At 68.7% G+C, this 13,669-nt stretch carries 8 protein-coding genes and 1 tRNA gene; 3 read left to right on the forward strand and 6 right to left on the reverse strand.

Annotated features, from left to right (window positions below):
- Both PPSIR1_RS19890 and PPSIR1_RS19895 read right to left on the reverse strand, forming a co-directional pair.
- Positions 1 to 3,318 carry a serine/threonine-protein kinase gene (locus PPSIR1_RS19890; protein WP_198154559.1) on the reverse strand — a complete coding sequence of 1,106 codons (3,318 nt, stop codon included), beginning with the start codon at positions 3,316 to 3,318 and terminating at the stop codon, positions 1 to 3.
- 392 nt (positions 3,319 to 3,710) lie between these two features.
- Positions 3,711 to 4,799 (reverse strand): hypothetical protein, encoded by a 1,089-nt coding sequence (locus PPSIR1_RS19895; RefSeq protein ID WP_006972925.1) that lies wholly within the window; start codon positions 4,797 to 4,799, stop codon positions 3,711 to 3,713.
- 92 nt (positions 4,800 to 4,891) lie between these two features.
- Between PPSIR1_RS19895 and PPSIR1_RS19900 the strand changes: the two genes are divergently transcribed.
- Both PPSIR1_RS19900 and PPSIR1_RS19905 read left to right on the forward strand, forming a co-directional pair.
- On the forward strand, positions 4,892 to 6,664 hold the full coding sequence (locus PPSIR1_RS19900) for an N-acyl-D-amino-acid deacylase family protein (RefSeq protein WP_006972926.1): 1,773 nt from the start codon (positions 4,892 to 4,894) through the stop codon (positions 6,662 to 6,664).
- Between the two features lie 592 nt (positions 6,665 to 7,256).
- Entirely contained in the window at positions 7,257 to 9,152 is a 1,896-nt protein-coding gene (locus tag PPSIR1_RS19905; protein WP_198154560.1) for a thiamine pyrophosphate-dependent enzyme, read from the forward strand.
- 98 nt (positions 9,153 to 9,250) lie between these two features.
- Here the strand turns inward: PPSIR1_RS19905 and PPSIR1_RS19910 are convergent, their stop codons facing one another.
- Complete coding sequence (locus PPSIR1_RS19910) at positions 9,251 to 9,715, reverse strand: hypothetical protein (protein WP_006972928.1); 465 nt, start codon at positions 9,713 to 9,715, stop codon at positions 9,251 to 9,253.
- Between the two features lie 1,150 nt (positions 9,716 to 10,865).
- Here PPSIR1_RS19910 and PPSIR1_RS19915 point away from each other — a divergent pair.
- Positions 10,866 to 11,831 (forward strand): terpene synthase family protein, encoded by a 966-nt coding sequence (locus PPSIR1_RS19915; RefSeq protein ID WP_157595740.1) that lies wholly within the window; start codon positions 10,866 to 10,868, stop codon positions 11,829 to 11,831.
- A gap of 110 nt (positions 11,832 to 11,941) precedes the next feature.
- Here PPSIR1_RS19915 and PPSIR1_RS19920 read toward each other — a convergent pair whose 3' ends face one another.
- The 3 genes from PPSIR1_RS19920 to PPSIR1_RS19930 form a co-directional block, all read right to left on the reverse strand.
- The gene (locus PPSIR1_RS19920) at positions 11,942 to 12,370 is read right to left on the reverse strand and encodes a hypothetical protein (protein ID WP_006972930.1); all 429 of its coding nucleotides are present in this window, start codon (positions 12,368 to 12,370) and stop codon (positions 11,942 to 11,944) included.
- Between the two features lie 259 nt (positions 12,371 to 12,629).
- Positions 12,630 to 12,701 (reverse strand) — tRNA-Val (locus PPSIR1_RS19925).
- Positions 12,702 to 12,938: 237 nt separating this feature from the next.
- Positions 12,939 to 13,352: an acyl-CoA thioesterase gene (locus tag PPSIR1_RS19930; RefSeq protein WP_006972931.1), complete on the reverse strand. Its 414-nt coding sequence runs from the start codon at positions 13,350 to 13,352 to the stop codon at positions 12,939 to 12,941.
- Positions 13,353 to 13,669: the final 317 nt, after the last annotated feature.

Here is a 13,669-nt window from a genome sequence, read left to right on the forward strand (position 1 = left end):
TCATTCGTGTTGGCTGAGCCACGCGTTGATCTCTTCGAGCAGCGCGGCGCGCTCGTTCGTGGGGTCGCCCGCCTCGTCCGTCTGCGCCGAGGGCTCCGCGCGCTCGTGGGCGCCCGAGGCGTGCGGGGTCTCCTCGCGCAGGCGCTCGAGGCTGCGCTTGGCCTTGCGCGCCAGGGCGATGGCCTCGGTCCGCGAGGCCGGCGAGGTCTTGGGCTCGGCCGCGCCCGCGTCTGCTCGGGCCGGCGCCGCCGCGGCGACCTGCCAGCGCGCCCGGGCGAGGTTGAACTCGGTCTGGGCGAGGACGACGGGGTGCGCCGCGTCGGCCTGGTCGAGCAGGGACACGCCGCGCTCGAGCACGACGATGGCCCGGGTCACGCTGCCCGGGTGCGCCTCGGGGTCGCGCTCGAGCTCGCCGATGCCGATCCACAGCAGGTGCTGGGCGAGCTCCTCGTGCTCGGTGCCGAGGACCTTCTCGCGCAGGTTGAGGGACTTGCGCTGGAGCTCGAGGCTGTCCTCGACCTCGCCCTGGCGGTGCATGGCCTTGGCCCGACCGCCCATGGCCAGGCCGACGAGCTCGTGCTCGCCGCCGACCAGATCGCGCCACACCCCCTCGGCCTCGCGGTAGCTCTGCTCCGCCGCCGCGTAGTCCCGGCGCTCGAACAGCAGCTCGCCGGTGTTGTAGTGGATGAAGCCCACGGAGTTGTGGCGCTCGCCGTAGGTCGACAGGGCCACGCGCTTGGCCTGCTCGAAGGTCGCGAGCGCGGCGTCGAGGTGGCCGAGCTCGGCCTCGGCCGTGGCCAGGTTTTGGTACACGCTGACCAGCCGGGCGTTGTCGGGGCCGAACAGCTCGATGAGGATGTCGCGGGCGCGCTCGAAGGCGGCCTTCATGGCCTCGTGGTCCGCGAGGCTGTGGTGGGCGATGCCGATCTTGTTCCACGTGCCCGAGACCGCGACGTGCAGCCCGCCGACGTCGGCGTAGGCGGCCTCGTAGATCTGGAGGGCTTCGCGGTGGAGCTCGAGGGCCTGGCGGTTCTTGCCCTGGTAGCGCAGCAGGGTGCCGAAGCCGTTGAGGGCCTCGGCGCGCAGGGGGTGTCCGCGGCCCAGCTCGGCGTCGACGATGGTCAGGGCGCGCTCGAGCTCGCTGCGGCCCTCGTCCCAGTGGGCCAGGCGCTCGCGGGTCACGGCCAGGTGCAGCAATTCCCGACCGACCTCGACGTGATCTTCGCCGTAGAGGGTCTCGACGATGTCGACGACCTCGAGGCGATCGGCGAGGGCGCGCTCGTAGTCGCCGCGCTGGTGGGCCAAGGTCGCGCCGGCGCGCAGCAGCCGGGCCTTGGTCTTGGGGTCGCCGTCGATGCGCTCGAAGGTCGAGGTCCCGATCCGGTGCCACAGCTGGGCCTCCTCGAACGCGCCCTCGGCCGTGTGCGCCTCGGTCAGGCGGTTGCTGGCCTCGATGGTCAGCTCGTCGTCGCCGGCGGACTGGGCGAGGAGCCAGGCCTCGGTCAGCTCGAAGATGCCGGCGGACTGCTCCCCGGTCAGCAGGAACAGGCGGCCGTGGGCGAGGTGCAGCTGGGCGTCGAGGGGGGCAAAGTCGAGCTCGATGCTGCGCTCGTCGAGCTTGGTCAGCAGCGCCCGGGCCTGGTTGTATTGGCCGAGGGCGAGCAGGCCGTCGACGCGGGTCAGCTTGGCCCGGACCTCGATGATGGCGTCGACGAGCTCGGGCTTGGGCTGGCGACGGTCGAGCTCGTCGAGGAGGCTCGCGCGGCGGCAGCGGAGCGGATCGGGGAGGGTCAAGATGGCGTCGAGGGCCTCGTCGAGGAGGGTCGCGACGCCTGCTCGCGCGGGCTGCTCGTCGCTGCCCGCTTCGGTCCCGGCCTCAGCCCCGGCGTCGGTCGCGAGCACGGTCGTGACCGCCGCGACCGTGTTGAGCTGGCGATCGAGGCAGGCCATGCGCAGGTCGAGCATCTCGGCCGACTGCTCGCGGGTGACGTGGGTCGCCTCGCAGGTCTGGACGCCGACCTCGAGCCAGCGCTCGGTCCACGCGTCGAGCTCGCTGGCCATGGTCGCCCAGGTGTCGGGGGCGAAGGTGGCCGTCGACGCGGTCAGCCGGGCGCCGATGCGCTCGCGCAGGTCCTCGTCCCAGACCCCCGCGAGGGACTCGCTGCGCGGGGCGCAGGGGGCCTCGTCGTCCTCGCTCAGGCCGAGGGTCAGGGCCACGCCCGCGCCGGCGAAGGCGAAGGCGAGGAGCAGGGTCGAGATCAGCACGAGGGGGGTCGAGCGCGGCTGGGCCTCGAGGGCGTCGAGCAGGCTGACCATGTCGACGTAGCGCCGCTCGGGGTCGGGGTTGAGCCCGCGCTCGAGGACCTTGCGGACCCGGCCGGGGACCTCGCTCGCGCCGGGGTGGCCGCGCTTGATCTTCAGGGCCTCGCCGCGTCGGGGTCGCTGGCCAAACAGCGCCTCCCACAGCGCCACGCAGAAGCTGTATTGATCGGCCCGGGAGTCCGCGGCCCGGCCGTCGGCCTGCTCCGGCGCCATGTAGGCGGGGGTGCCCATGATCCGACCTTCGATGGTCAGGGGCGTGGGCGTGGCCAGGAGGTTGGGCAGGGACTTGGCCCGCTGGCGGCGGCGGGGCTCGTCGTCTGCGTCGGGCTCGTCGGCGGACTCGCGCCGGGCCCGGCCGTTGGTGTCGAGGATGCCCTCGGCGTGGGACTCGAAGGCGGCGTCGCTGGCCGGGATGGCCAGGCCAAAGTCGAGCACGCGGACGCGGCCGTCGTGGCCGACGAGGACGTTGTCGGGCTTGAAGTCGCGGTGGATGATGTCGGCCGCGTGGGCGGCCGCGAGGCCCCGGCCGGCCTGGACGTAGAGCCCGACGATGTCCCGCCACGAGCGGCGCTTGGCCTCGAGCCACTCGCGCATGGTCTGCCCGTCGATGAACTCCATGGCCACGAACACCTGCTCGGCCACGGCTCCAACCTCGTACACGGGGACCACGTTGGGGTGGGACAGGCGCGCGAGGGACTGGGCCTCGCGGATCAGCCGGGCCCGGCGACGCTCGCTGCCGCGTTTGGAGGTCCGGACCAGCTTGAGCGCGACCTTGCGGTCGAGGTCGGGGTCGTAGGCCGTGTAGACGATGCCGACCCCGCCCGTCCCGATGACCTCGATGATGATGTAGCGGTTGAACAGCGCGCCGGGCTCGAGGGGGCGCTCGGCCTCGGGGCGCCAGCCAGGCTCGAGGTCCACGCGCACCTCGCCCTGGGACTCGAGGGCCTCGGCGCGCTCGCTGCGACGCAGCGCGTCCACGGCGGCTGCGGCAAGCACCGCTCCCGGATCAGTGGGCCCTTCGGGGCGAGGCGACCCTCCCCGCGCGGACGAGTCCTCGCGCGCACCCACGCGCGCCTCGCTCGGATCCACCGGGGTCATCGGCGCATCATAGCGCTCGGCGAGGCTCCCAAGCAGCGACTCGATTCAGGGACTGTGAAGTTTTCACAGTCCCTGTCCACTTTGGCCGTCGTGGACGACGCCACGCCCTCCCTGCCCCACGTCCACGACTCAGAAACGGGTTCTCTCGATGATGTGCAGTGGCGAGGCAGGGACCCCAGTCGTCGAGGGTGACGCCGAGTGGCGCGCGCAGTTGACCGAAGAGCATCGCCCGAGCGGGGGCCGAGCTCCGCCGTGACGTGAGTCATGGGGGCGCCCCCTTCGTGGCCCCGTCAACGCATGGGATCGCCGTCGCCGTCGAGGGCGTTGGCGACCGCCTGGTTGTGGGCCTCGGTGGTCTCGCTGCTGCCGCCGCCGCGCAGGTTGATGACCCGGCTGAGCAGGCCGAACCAGAAGGGGGCGCCGAGGGTCGTCGCGAGGATGGTGATCCCAAAGCCGATCAGCTTCATCAGCCAGTCGAACAGGTTGTTCGGGGGGGAGCGGCGGTCGACGGGGTCGAGGGACCAGCCGAAGGGGAAGCCGTCGATGGCCTGGATGGTCTCGAGCTTGGCGATGAGCTGTTTGTCGCTGATCTGGCGGCCGGCGTCTTCGCCCTCGGAAGCCTCGCCTTCGGCCTCAGCGGCAGCCGGCTCCGCGGGCGCGTCCTCTCCGTCGGCGCCGTCGCTCGACGCGTCCTCGTCTTCGTCGCCCTCGGTTGACGCGCGCATCTCCTCGTCGAAGCCCACGGCCTGGCGCGCGATGGACAGGCGCAGCTCCGAGTTGGACCACAGCGCGTTGGCGATCATCAGGGAGTCGGCGTTGCCGACGACGGTCACCAAGGTGGCGAACACGAACGCGGTGATCTGCGAGCGCCGGCCGTAGTGGCTGCTCAGCCGCTCCATCGAGGCCTCGAACCACATCTCGATGTTGCGCTCGGCCTGGCCGAGGTCCCGGCGGGTATTGGTGCACAGGTTCAACAACACCCGGCGCAGAGGCGCCGACTCCTCGATGCCGTGGACCATCGCGTGGAGCTCCTCGTAGGTGTCCGGACGCATCCGCCGCTCCTTGTCATCGGGGGGCGCGAGCACCTCGAGCAGGGCCTTGGTGAACAGCGGCGTCGGGATGTAGTCCGTGGAGCTGCCCTGGGCGGCCAGGCCGCGGATGATCGGGTGATTGAGGAGGTCCTTGGCGATGCCCTGATTGCGCCCGCGGGCGTCGACCCAGGTGTCGCCGAGCATGTGCGCCAGCCACCGCTTCAGGGCGCGCTCGCGGGTCGAGAAGAGGTTGGCGAAGCCCTCGGTCACCGAGGTCGTGACCAGGCTGAGCAGCGCGTAGAGGAACATCAGCCCCAGAGCGACTTCGATGATCGTGTCCTGCAGCATGGCGCGCGGCGACGATAGCAGGAAGGCGCGAGCCGCGGGGCCTGGAGGCTCGGGGGGCCACGCAGGCACGCCGGCTCGTCTATGATCGCGCCATGGCGCAGGCCGATGTCGTGATTCACGGGGGCTCGATCTTCGATGGCGAGGGTCGCCCGCCCGTGGAGGGGGATCTCGTGCTCGCCCAGGGTCGGGTGCGGGAGCTCGTCGCGGGCGGCCTGAGCGAAGCGACCCGGGCCGAGCTCGCGACCTGTGGGGCCGAGCTGCTCGACGCCCAGGGCTGCTGGGTGAGCCCCGGCTTCATCGACCTGCACACCCACTACGACGCGGAGGTCGAGATCATGCCCAGCCTCGGCGAGTCCGTGCGCCACGGCGTCACCTCGATCGTGCTCGGGAGCTGCGGCCTGAGCATGGCCGTGGGCGATCCCGTGGATCTGGCGGACATGTTCTGCCGCGTCGAGGGGATCCCGCGCAGCACGGTCAAGCCCCTGCTCGAGCAGACCAAGACCTGGGCGGGGCCCGAGGCCTACTTCGAGCACCTCGCCCAGCTCCCCCTCGGCCCCAACGTCGCGGCCTTCCTGGGCCACTCGGCGATCCGGGCAGAGGCCATGGGCCTGGGCCCGAGCCTCGACGCGCGCGTGCGGCCCCGCGCGGAGGAGCTCGCGCGCATGCAGAGCCTGCTGCGCGAGGCCCTGGACGCCGGCTACATCGGCCTGTCGATCAACACCTTGCCCTGGGACAAGATGGACGGCGAGGAATTCCGCAGCCGGCCCACGCCCTCGGTGTTCGCCAGCTGGTCGGAGTACCGCGCGCTCGCGGAGATCCTGCGCGAGCGCGGGGCGGTGCTCCAGGGCGTGCCCAACGTGTCGACCAAGGTCAACGTCGCGCTCTTCGCCCTGCTCAGCACGGGGCTGGGTCGGCGGGCGCTCAAGACCACGCTGATCGCGATGATGGACGCGATCGCGTCCCGGGGCATCCACCGCGTCGTCGGGACCGTGGCGCGGCTGACCAACACCTTGCTGCGCGGCGACCTGCGCTTTCAGGCCCTGCCCAACCCCTTCGACATGTGGGTCGACGGCATCGAGGTCCCGGTGTTCGAGGAGATCGGCGCGGGCACGGAGGCGCTGCACTTCCAGGACCCCGGCGAGCGCGCGGCGCTGCTCCGCGACCCGGCCTTTCGCAAGCGCTTCAAGCGACAGTGGCGAAACCCCATCCTGGGGCGGGCCTACCACCGCGACCTGGCCGAGACCCGCATCAAGGCCTGCCCCGAGCCCGCCCTCGTCGGCCGCTCGTTCGCGGACATCGGCGCCGAGCGGGGCCTCGACCCCATCGACGCGATGCTCGATCTGGTCGCCGAGCACGGCCACGCGCTGCGCTGGTTCACCGTGGTCGCCAACGACCGCCCGCGCTGGCTGGAGTGGATCGTTCGCCACCCCGACACCCTGATCGGCTTCTCCGACGCGGGCGCCCACCTGCGCAACATGGCCTACTACAACTTCCCGCTGCGCATGCTCAAGCTCGTCACCGACGCCCAGCGCGAGGGTCGGGCGGTGCTCAGCCCCGAGGCGGCGATTCAGCGCCTGACCTCGGAGATCGCCGATTGGCTGGGCCTCGACGTCGGCCGCCTCGCCCCGGGCAAGCGCGCCGACGTGGTGGTCATCGATCCGGCGGGCCTCGACGACGCCCTCGAGCACATCCACGAGGAGCCGATGGCGGGCTTCGACGGGCTGAGCCGGCTGGTGCGGCGGAATGACCGCGCGACCCGGGCCGTGTACGTCGGCGGCAGGCGGGCCTTCGCCGAGGGTGCTTTCGCGCCAGGGCTCGGCCGTGAGGGCGGCTTTGGCCAGCTCCTGCGCGCGAATCACGGATAGTCACAGAGTGTATTAAAATTGGGGCACTCTGCCTCAGATATGCGCACTCCTGTGTCATGAGATGAGCGATACCGCACGCTTGACGCTCTCTCGAATTCCAGTGTAGCTGAAATCTCATGGTAATCACAGGAGGGCGCGGAGTGCTCGCTGCTCTACTCGAGTACACTCGCTCTGTAATCGATCGCTCTCTTTTTTCATGACTGCGAGCTCGCCTTCGGTACGAGGGATTTGTGCTATTGCACACTGCGACAAGTTTTAAAAATAGAAAAACGCGCACTTTTTGGCATGGGGACTCGTTTTGAAGTGTCCCGAAGACCGCTTTGCCCTGTTTCGCCACGACCCATACATCTCATTTTGAATCAAAATGAGGATTGACCGTGACAGGATGGGACATCTGTTGCGATTCCACCCTCATCGAAATTTTCTTGAAAGGTGGGATGTCCGAAGGTACAGAACCAATGTCTTCGATTTCAGCCGATTTGAAATCTGGACGACGGTGAGACCGCCGAATCAACGGCGACAGTTCCTGGCTTTCACGGCACGGATGCCACGAATGGGAATTGGCTCGATGACCCTCAAAGAGGACGACGACATGGCAGTCGACAACAGCGCACGGAAGCGAGGAGCCTGGCTCCGCACCATCGACGGCGGGGAGGCGCCTCCGACCAGGGAGGTCGGGGGCGCGCCCGAGCCGTCTGGCGACGACGAGTTCGTCGAGGATTGCCCGCAGCTGCGCGGGCGCGCGGGCACGGGCCCGTGGGAGCTGTGGGAGGAGCTGCCCGGACCCGTCGCTGGGGTCGAGGTCACGAGCTTCTCCGACGCCTTCGTCGAGATCCTCGGGGAGCTGGGCATCGAGCACGCCTACGGGATCTCGGGCGGCGCCATCGTACCTTTCTACGACGCGCTGTCTCGCTCGCAGCTGTCGGTGATCCACTGTCGCCACGAGGCCGGGGCGGCCTTCGCCGCCCTCGAGGACTCCCTGGCCAGCGGCCGCCCGACGGTGGTGTTCACGACGACCGGGCCGGGCATCACCAACGCGCTCACGGGCCTGGTCGCCGCGCGCTGGGAAGGCGCCAAGGTGCTGTTCATCTCGGCCGCGACGCCCCTGGCCCAGACGGGCCGCGGCGCCTTCCAGGACACCAGCTTCCACACCCTCCCGGTCGGCCTGTTCACCGCGGGCTCGGTGTTCGACTACGTCGAGACCGTCGCCGCGCCGGAGCAGCTCGCCCGGGTCGCGCGTCGGCTCGAGACGGGCCTGGCCAAGGTCGGGGGCTTCGTCGCCCACGTCAGCGTGCCGACCGATCTACAGCGCGCCGAGGTCACCCGCGACCGCGGGGTTCGGCGCGGCAGCCTGATGCGGATGGGTTGCGACCCCGAGGCCGTGGCGAGCATCGCCCAGGAGCTCCGCGACACCTCGGCTGGGCCGACGGCCATCTGGGTTGGCTTCGGCGCCCGCTCGGCCGCCCCGCAGATCCGCGCCTTGGCCGAGCGCCTGGGCGCGGCGGTGATGAGCTCGCCCCGGGGCAAGGGGGTGTTCCCCGAGTCCCACCCCCAGTTCATCGGCGTCACGGGCTTCGCCGGCCACAGCCACGTCAAGAGCTGGATCGAGCGTCACCGGCCGCAGCGCGTGCTCGTCCTCGGCACCCGCCTGGGCGAGTTCACGACCTTTTGGGATCCCCGGATGGTGCCGGATCAGGGCTTCATCCACGTCGACATCGATCCCGACGCCGGCGGCGAGGCCTACCCGCTGGCCTACACGCGCACCGTGCAGGCGGAGATCGGCGCCTTCGTCGGGGCCCTGCTCGAGCAACTCGACGATCACGTGCCCGCGACCATGCCCGGGCGCGGCTACCTCGGCCCCCAGCGCCTCGATCCCGTCGAAGATCGCCGGGTGCGGCCGACCTTCCTGATGCAGTGCGTCCAGGACGGAGTGGTCGACGCGGGCGCGCGGGTCATGACCGAGGCCGGCAACGCCTTCGCCTGGGGCAACCATCTGCTGCGCTTCGACGAGCCCAACCGCTACCGCGTCTCGACGGGCTTCGGGTCCATGGGCCACGCGGTCACGGGCGTGATCGGGGCGGCGCTGGCCGAGCCCGGGCGCAAGGCCGTGGCGATCGCGGGCGACGGCGCGATGCTCATGAACAGCGAGATCAGCACCGCGGTGCAGTACGGCCTGCCCGCGGTGTGGATCGTGCTCAACGACTCGCAGTACGGGATGATCGACCACGGCATGCGCCACGGCGGCTACGCGCCGGAGTCCGTCAGCATGCCGTCGACGGACTTCGTCGCCATCGCCCGGGCCATGGGCGCAGACGGCGTTGCGGTGCGGGACGAGTCAGAGCTCGCCGCGGCCCTCGAGCAAGCGATGCGCGCCGAGGGGCCCTTCGTCGTCGACGTGCACATCGACCCCAACCAGCGGGCGCCCTTCCTCGAGCGCGCCGACGGCCTGTTCAAGGCCAAGCCCTGGCAGGGTCCGCCGCGGGCTTGAGTCATCGCTAGCAGCCGCCCACGGGTTCAACGCCAGCTGAGTCCGTGGACGATGCTTTCGTGGATCATGGGTCCCGGCGCGGCCGGGGTGGGCGACTGCTAGAGCCGGGCGAGGGCGCCGGCGATGGTGTCGGCCTCGACGACCATCCCACCGCGCTGGGCCATGATCTCGGGCAGCCACTCGGCCGCGGCCGCCGTGGTCGAGAAGGTCTCGATCGGGAAGCTGCTGCGGCTGACCACGGTGAGGGTCCGGGTCACGGCCCGGACCAGGCTCCCGCGCACGCCTCCAAACTCGATCACCAGGGCGTTGCCGAGGATCTGCGAGTCGAGCTCGAGGATGGTCTGGTCGAAGACCTTGCGGACCCCGCCGTCGGGGGGCCCCACCCCATCCCGGAGCACGGTCAGCACGGCGAGGCCCTGGCCGCTCGCGATCTTGGGGAAGGTGTCACAGACCAAGCGCGCGCGTTCGACCGTCGGCGTCTGGCGCCAAACGATGATCGCCAGGTTGGCGAGGCGGGCGAGGCAGTAGCCCGCGGTGTCGGCCAGGATCTCGGCTTCGGTCATGGACGCTGCACCTCTTCTAACACGGGCGGGAGGTCCGCGGATGGCCATGACTCCTCCCCAGGGCGGGCTGGACCGCAGGCTGGGAGAGACTCGCCACCCGCTCATGTCGACACCGCCGGCGCCGTCGAGCCGGTGTCTCCGAAAGTGGGAGAGACTCGGTATATGTACTCCGCTGCGCGCTTGAATCAATTGCGGGGGCCGATCTCCGGTGAACTTGGATCACGGGAGGGTGACCATTTGGCCGGAATTCGGCCCCTTTGGCCAGTTCTGGGCCGCTTCGAGTGCGCTCCGACTACACGAAATTCAATCACGCTGGCATCATTATTCGTGAACGGCAATTTTCTTGCCTGACTGGAATTGTGTTTGGTGCGATAAATGTAGTGACATCAATCAGCTGTTGATGCACTCTCGTGAGGGCAGGAATGCCGAGGTGCTGGCCGGCGTGGTGTGTCGATGACACGGGTGTGGGTTGGCGAGGAAATGGGACAGCAGCACCTCGGCATCCTTGCTGGCTTCGCGGGTGACGTTCACCGGGTGGCCCGGCTCGAGACCGCGGTCTCGGGCTGGGCTGCTGGCGCTGGATGACCCTGGCCGCGCGGGCGGCTCGCTGAGGATCGTTCGCCGAGCCATCGGGCAGTCAGGGCCTGTGATTGGGCAGTCACGGAGATCGCAGAAGAAAAACGCGTACTGTGCGCCGCGTGTGATGTCAGCACGCGAGACTGGGATTCTCCGACGGCCCGAGCGAAAACGCCCTGTTACAGCAGAGCTGGAATTCCAAAGTGGCCATTCGATCATCCAGCAAAACACGAAATTTAGCGATATCAAGCGCCCCTACGCCGTTTGGCGCTTCGTCGAGGGCAACATTAGCTGCCATCCGTAGTTCAGCCAGGCCAGAAAAATTATAGTGATCTGTTGCATTCCGCCCCGCCCGGAGGTATCGATTTCTTGCGCCGGCTAGCCGACCCATTGGTGAGCAAACCGACCAGCTTTTCACACATCCACTCCCGACGAGCTGACAGCCATGACCACCACGAACACTCTCGAGCGCCTCTCTCGCCCCGATGGACCGGTCCTCAGCTTCGAGCCCACCCAGGGACGGGGTGACCGTCCTCGCCTCGAATGTGGTCTCGAAGAGGCCATCAATGAGTTCGTGGAGGAGGCTCACGAGCACACGCTGCGCTGGGCCGTCGAGTCGGGCCTCGTCCAGGACACGGGCTCCAAGTTCGAGCGCTTCCGTGGCGCGCGCTTTACGTGGCTGGCCGCTCGGGCCTACCCCACGGTGACCCGCGGGCAGCTCGAGCTCATCTCCGACTGGATCACCTTCCTGTTCTTCTACGACGACATGTGTGACACGCAGGAGTCGACCGAGAAGGACTACCTCAAGAAGTTGGTCGCGGCCGAGAACCGGCTCATCGCCATCGGCCACGGCGCGGAGATTGACGACACCGACTCGCCCCTCAACTCGGCCCTCGCCAACATCCGCGACCGCGTCGCGGAGCAGGGCGCCGACGCGTGGCTCGGTCGCCTCGGCTACCACATCCAGGAGTACATCGAGGGCTGCCGCTGGGAGCGATTCATTCGCATGCAGGGCTCCATCCCCAGCCTCGCCACCTACTCCAAGCTGCGCCTGCTGATCAGCGCGGTCTACCCCTGCTTCGACTTCGCTGGCCTGTGCATCGACGGCTCGCGCACGGACTTCGCCGACAACATGCTCGTGCAGCAGCTCGAGATCATGGCGAACAACTACATCTGCTGGGTCAACGACATCTACGGCGTCGACAAGGAGATCAGCGAGAGCACCACGAGCAACCTGGTCATCGTCCTGGCCAGCGAGCACGACCTGAGCTGGGAGGCCGCCCTCGACCGCGCCATCGAGATGTGCAACGCGGAGCTCGAGGCCTTCATGGACCTCGAGCAGGCCATCGTCGCCCTCGGCGACAGCGAGAGCTGCACCTATATCGAATCACTCAAGAGTTGGATGCGGGGCAACCTCGACTGGTACGCCGAGACCGTCCGCTACGGCATGGAAGAAGGCGACTCTCTGTCCCGCTGCTGGAGCACCTGGGGGTGGGAGGGAAAGGACGTCGCTGAGGCCTCGGCTGGCGCTGCCGCCTGAGGACCTCAATAGGTTCGAAGAAGCCTCCGCGCTGCGGGGGCTTTTTCAATTGAGCGGGGCCCGAGGCGTCGAGCCCCGAGCCCCGAACTGGTGGGCGCAGCCTGGCCGCGTCAGGACGCTTCCTCGTGGCCCTCGACGCGCCGGCGCACGGAGTCGACCAGGTCGAGGGTCTCCTTCTCGTTGATGCCCGAGGGCCCGAGGTGCTGGTAGGCCGCCGCGACCTTGTGCCAGGGGAAGGCCTTGACGTCGACGCGGCCGAGCCAGGACACGGCGATCATCAAGCCGCGGACGATGGCCTCGTCGGTGACGACGGACACCGATACGCGCGGCTCGGTCTTGAGGGCCTGGGACATCGACTTGCGCTGCGGCGCGCTGACCTCGACGGCGCCGACGGAGGTCGCGAGGACCTTGAGCACCTGCTGCGAAGCGACGGTGTCGCAGTAGTCCTGCCAGGTCTCATCGTCGATGGGGCCGGGATCGTAAAAGGACACCATCAAGTTGCCTTGTACCGTCCAGTTCTTTGCTTCGCGCTTGAACATGGTGTGGTCTCGTCATCCAGAGACGCTTTCACTATTTCACGACGTACGCCGTTGGCCAAGCACTGTAGACATGCGCGATTATCCGTGCGTCGGATCGAGCCATCTTCGCGACAGGGTGTTTTGGAGGGTGGTGACCGCGAAGCCACGCGCGGCCGCAACGCAGCGCGCGAAGATCGTGCGCGGCGATGGAAGATCGTGCGCGGCGATGACCATGGTCAAAAACGAGAGACGGCCAGTCGGGTGACTGGCCGTCTCGGGTTGGGCGCGACAGGACTTGAACCTGTGACTTCCACCGTGTGAAGGTGGCACTCTACCACTGAGTTACGCGCCCTCTGGGGTGCCCTCGCAGGCGAGGAACGGGCATTTAGCAAGCTTCGGCGAGGCATGCAAGCGTCGGACGGTCTCGTCCGTGGAAGCTGCGTGGAGGACGCTGTGAGTCCGCCCCCAGCCCAGGAGTCGGCCCGCCTCCCAACCCGGCCCGTGCGCGGCTCGAGGGCGTCCTGGGCCGCTCCTGGGCCATCCTGGGGACGGGGACGGGTGCCGCACTGGAGGTGCGCTTGGAGCTCGCTCAGGGACCATCCTCGAGCACGGTGAACGCGTCACGGACCTCGGCCGGGATGCGGGTCGGGGCGCCGCGACGCAGATCGATGAACGCCCAGGTCGTCGTCGCCTCGAACAGCCGCTCCGCGCCTCGCTCGATCCGGGTGCGCCGAGTCGAGCTCGCCGGTCGGATTTCGCTCACCCAAGTATGGATGGTCAGGGCGTCGCCCAGCATGGCCGCCCGGCGGTAGTCGAGATCGTGGCGACGGACGACCCACGCTGCGCCCAATTGCGCGTAGCGTGGCCAGTCCCACCCAGCGGCGGAGGAGTGGGCCGTCGCCGCGGCCAGGGTCCACTCGAGGTAGTGGACATTGCCCGCGTGGCCGAGGAGATCGATCTCTTCTTTAGAGACCGTATGGTGATGGAGGTAGATGCCGTGCATGGCGAGGGGCCGTGGGTGGGTTGCGAAGGGGCTCGCGTATCGCGTTGTCGACTACTCGATGGCGACCAGGCTTCGCAAGGACGCGCAGCGCACCAGGCGCGGGTATTGTGCGCAAATTGGCGTCCCAAAACAGGGCATGGGCCCAATTGGGACAGCATTCCCGGAGTGTGGTGGGGGTCAATGTGCAGTCCTCTCTCATTTCGAGGTCCTTGTTTCCGCGGGCCCAACGCGTGGGTGTGACATTTGGAGTCATTTGGGGCAAAGGTACCCATCACATCGGTCTGTAAAGCTTCACCGCTGTGGCGAATGTACACATG

This window comes from Plesiocystis pacifica SIR-1 (assembly GCF_000170895.1).
Lineage (GTDB): Bacteria > Myxococcota_A > Polyangia > Nannocystales > Nannocystaceae > Plesiocystis > Plesiocystis pacifica.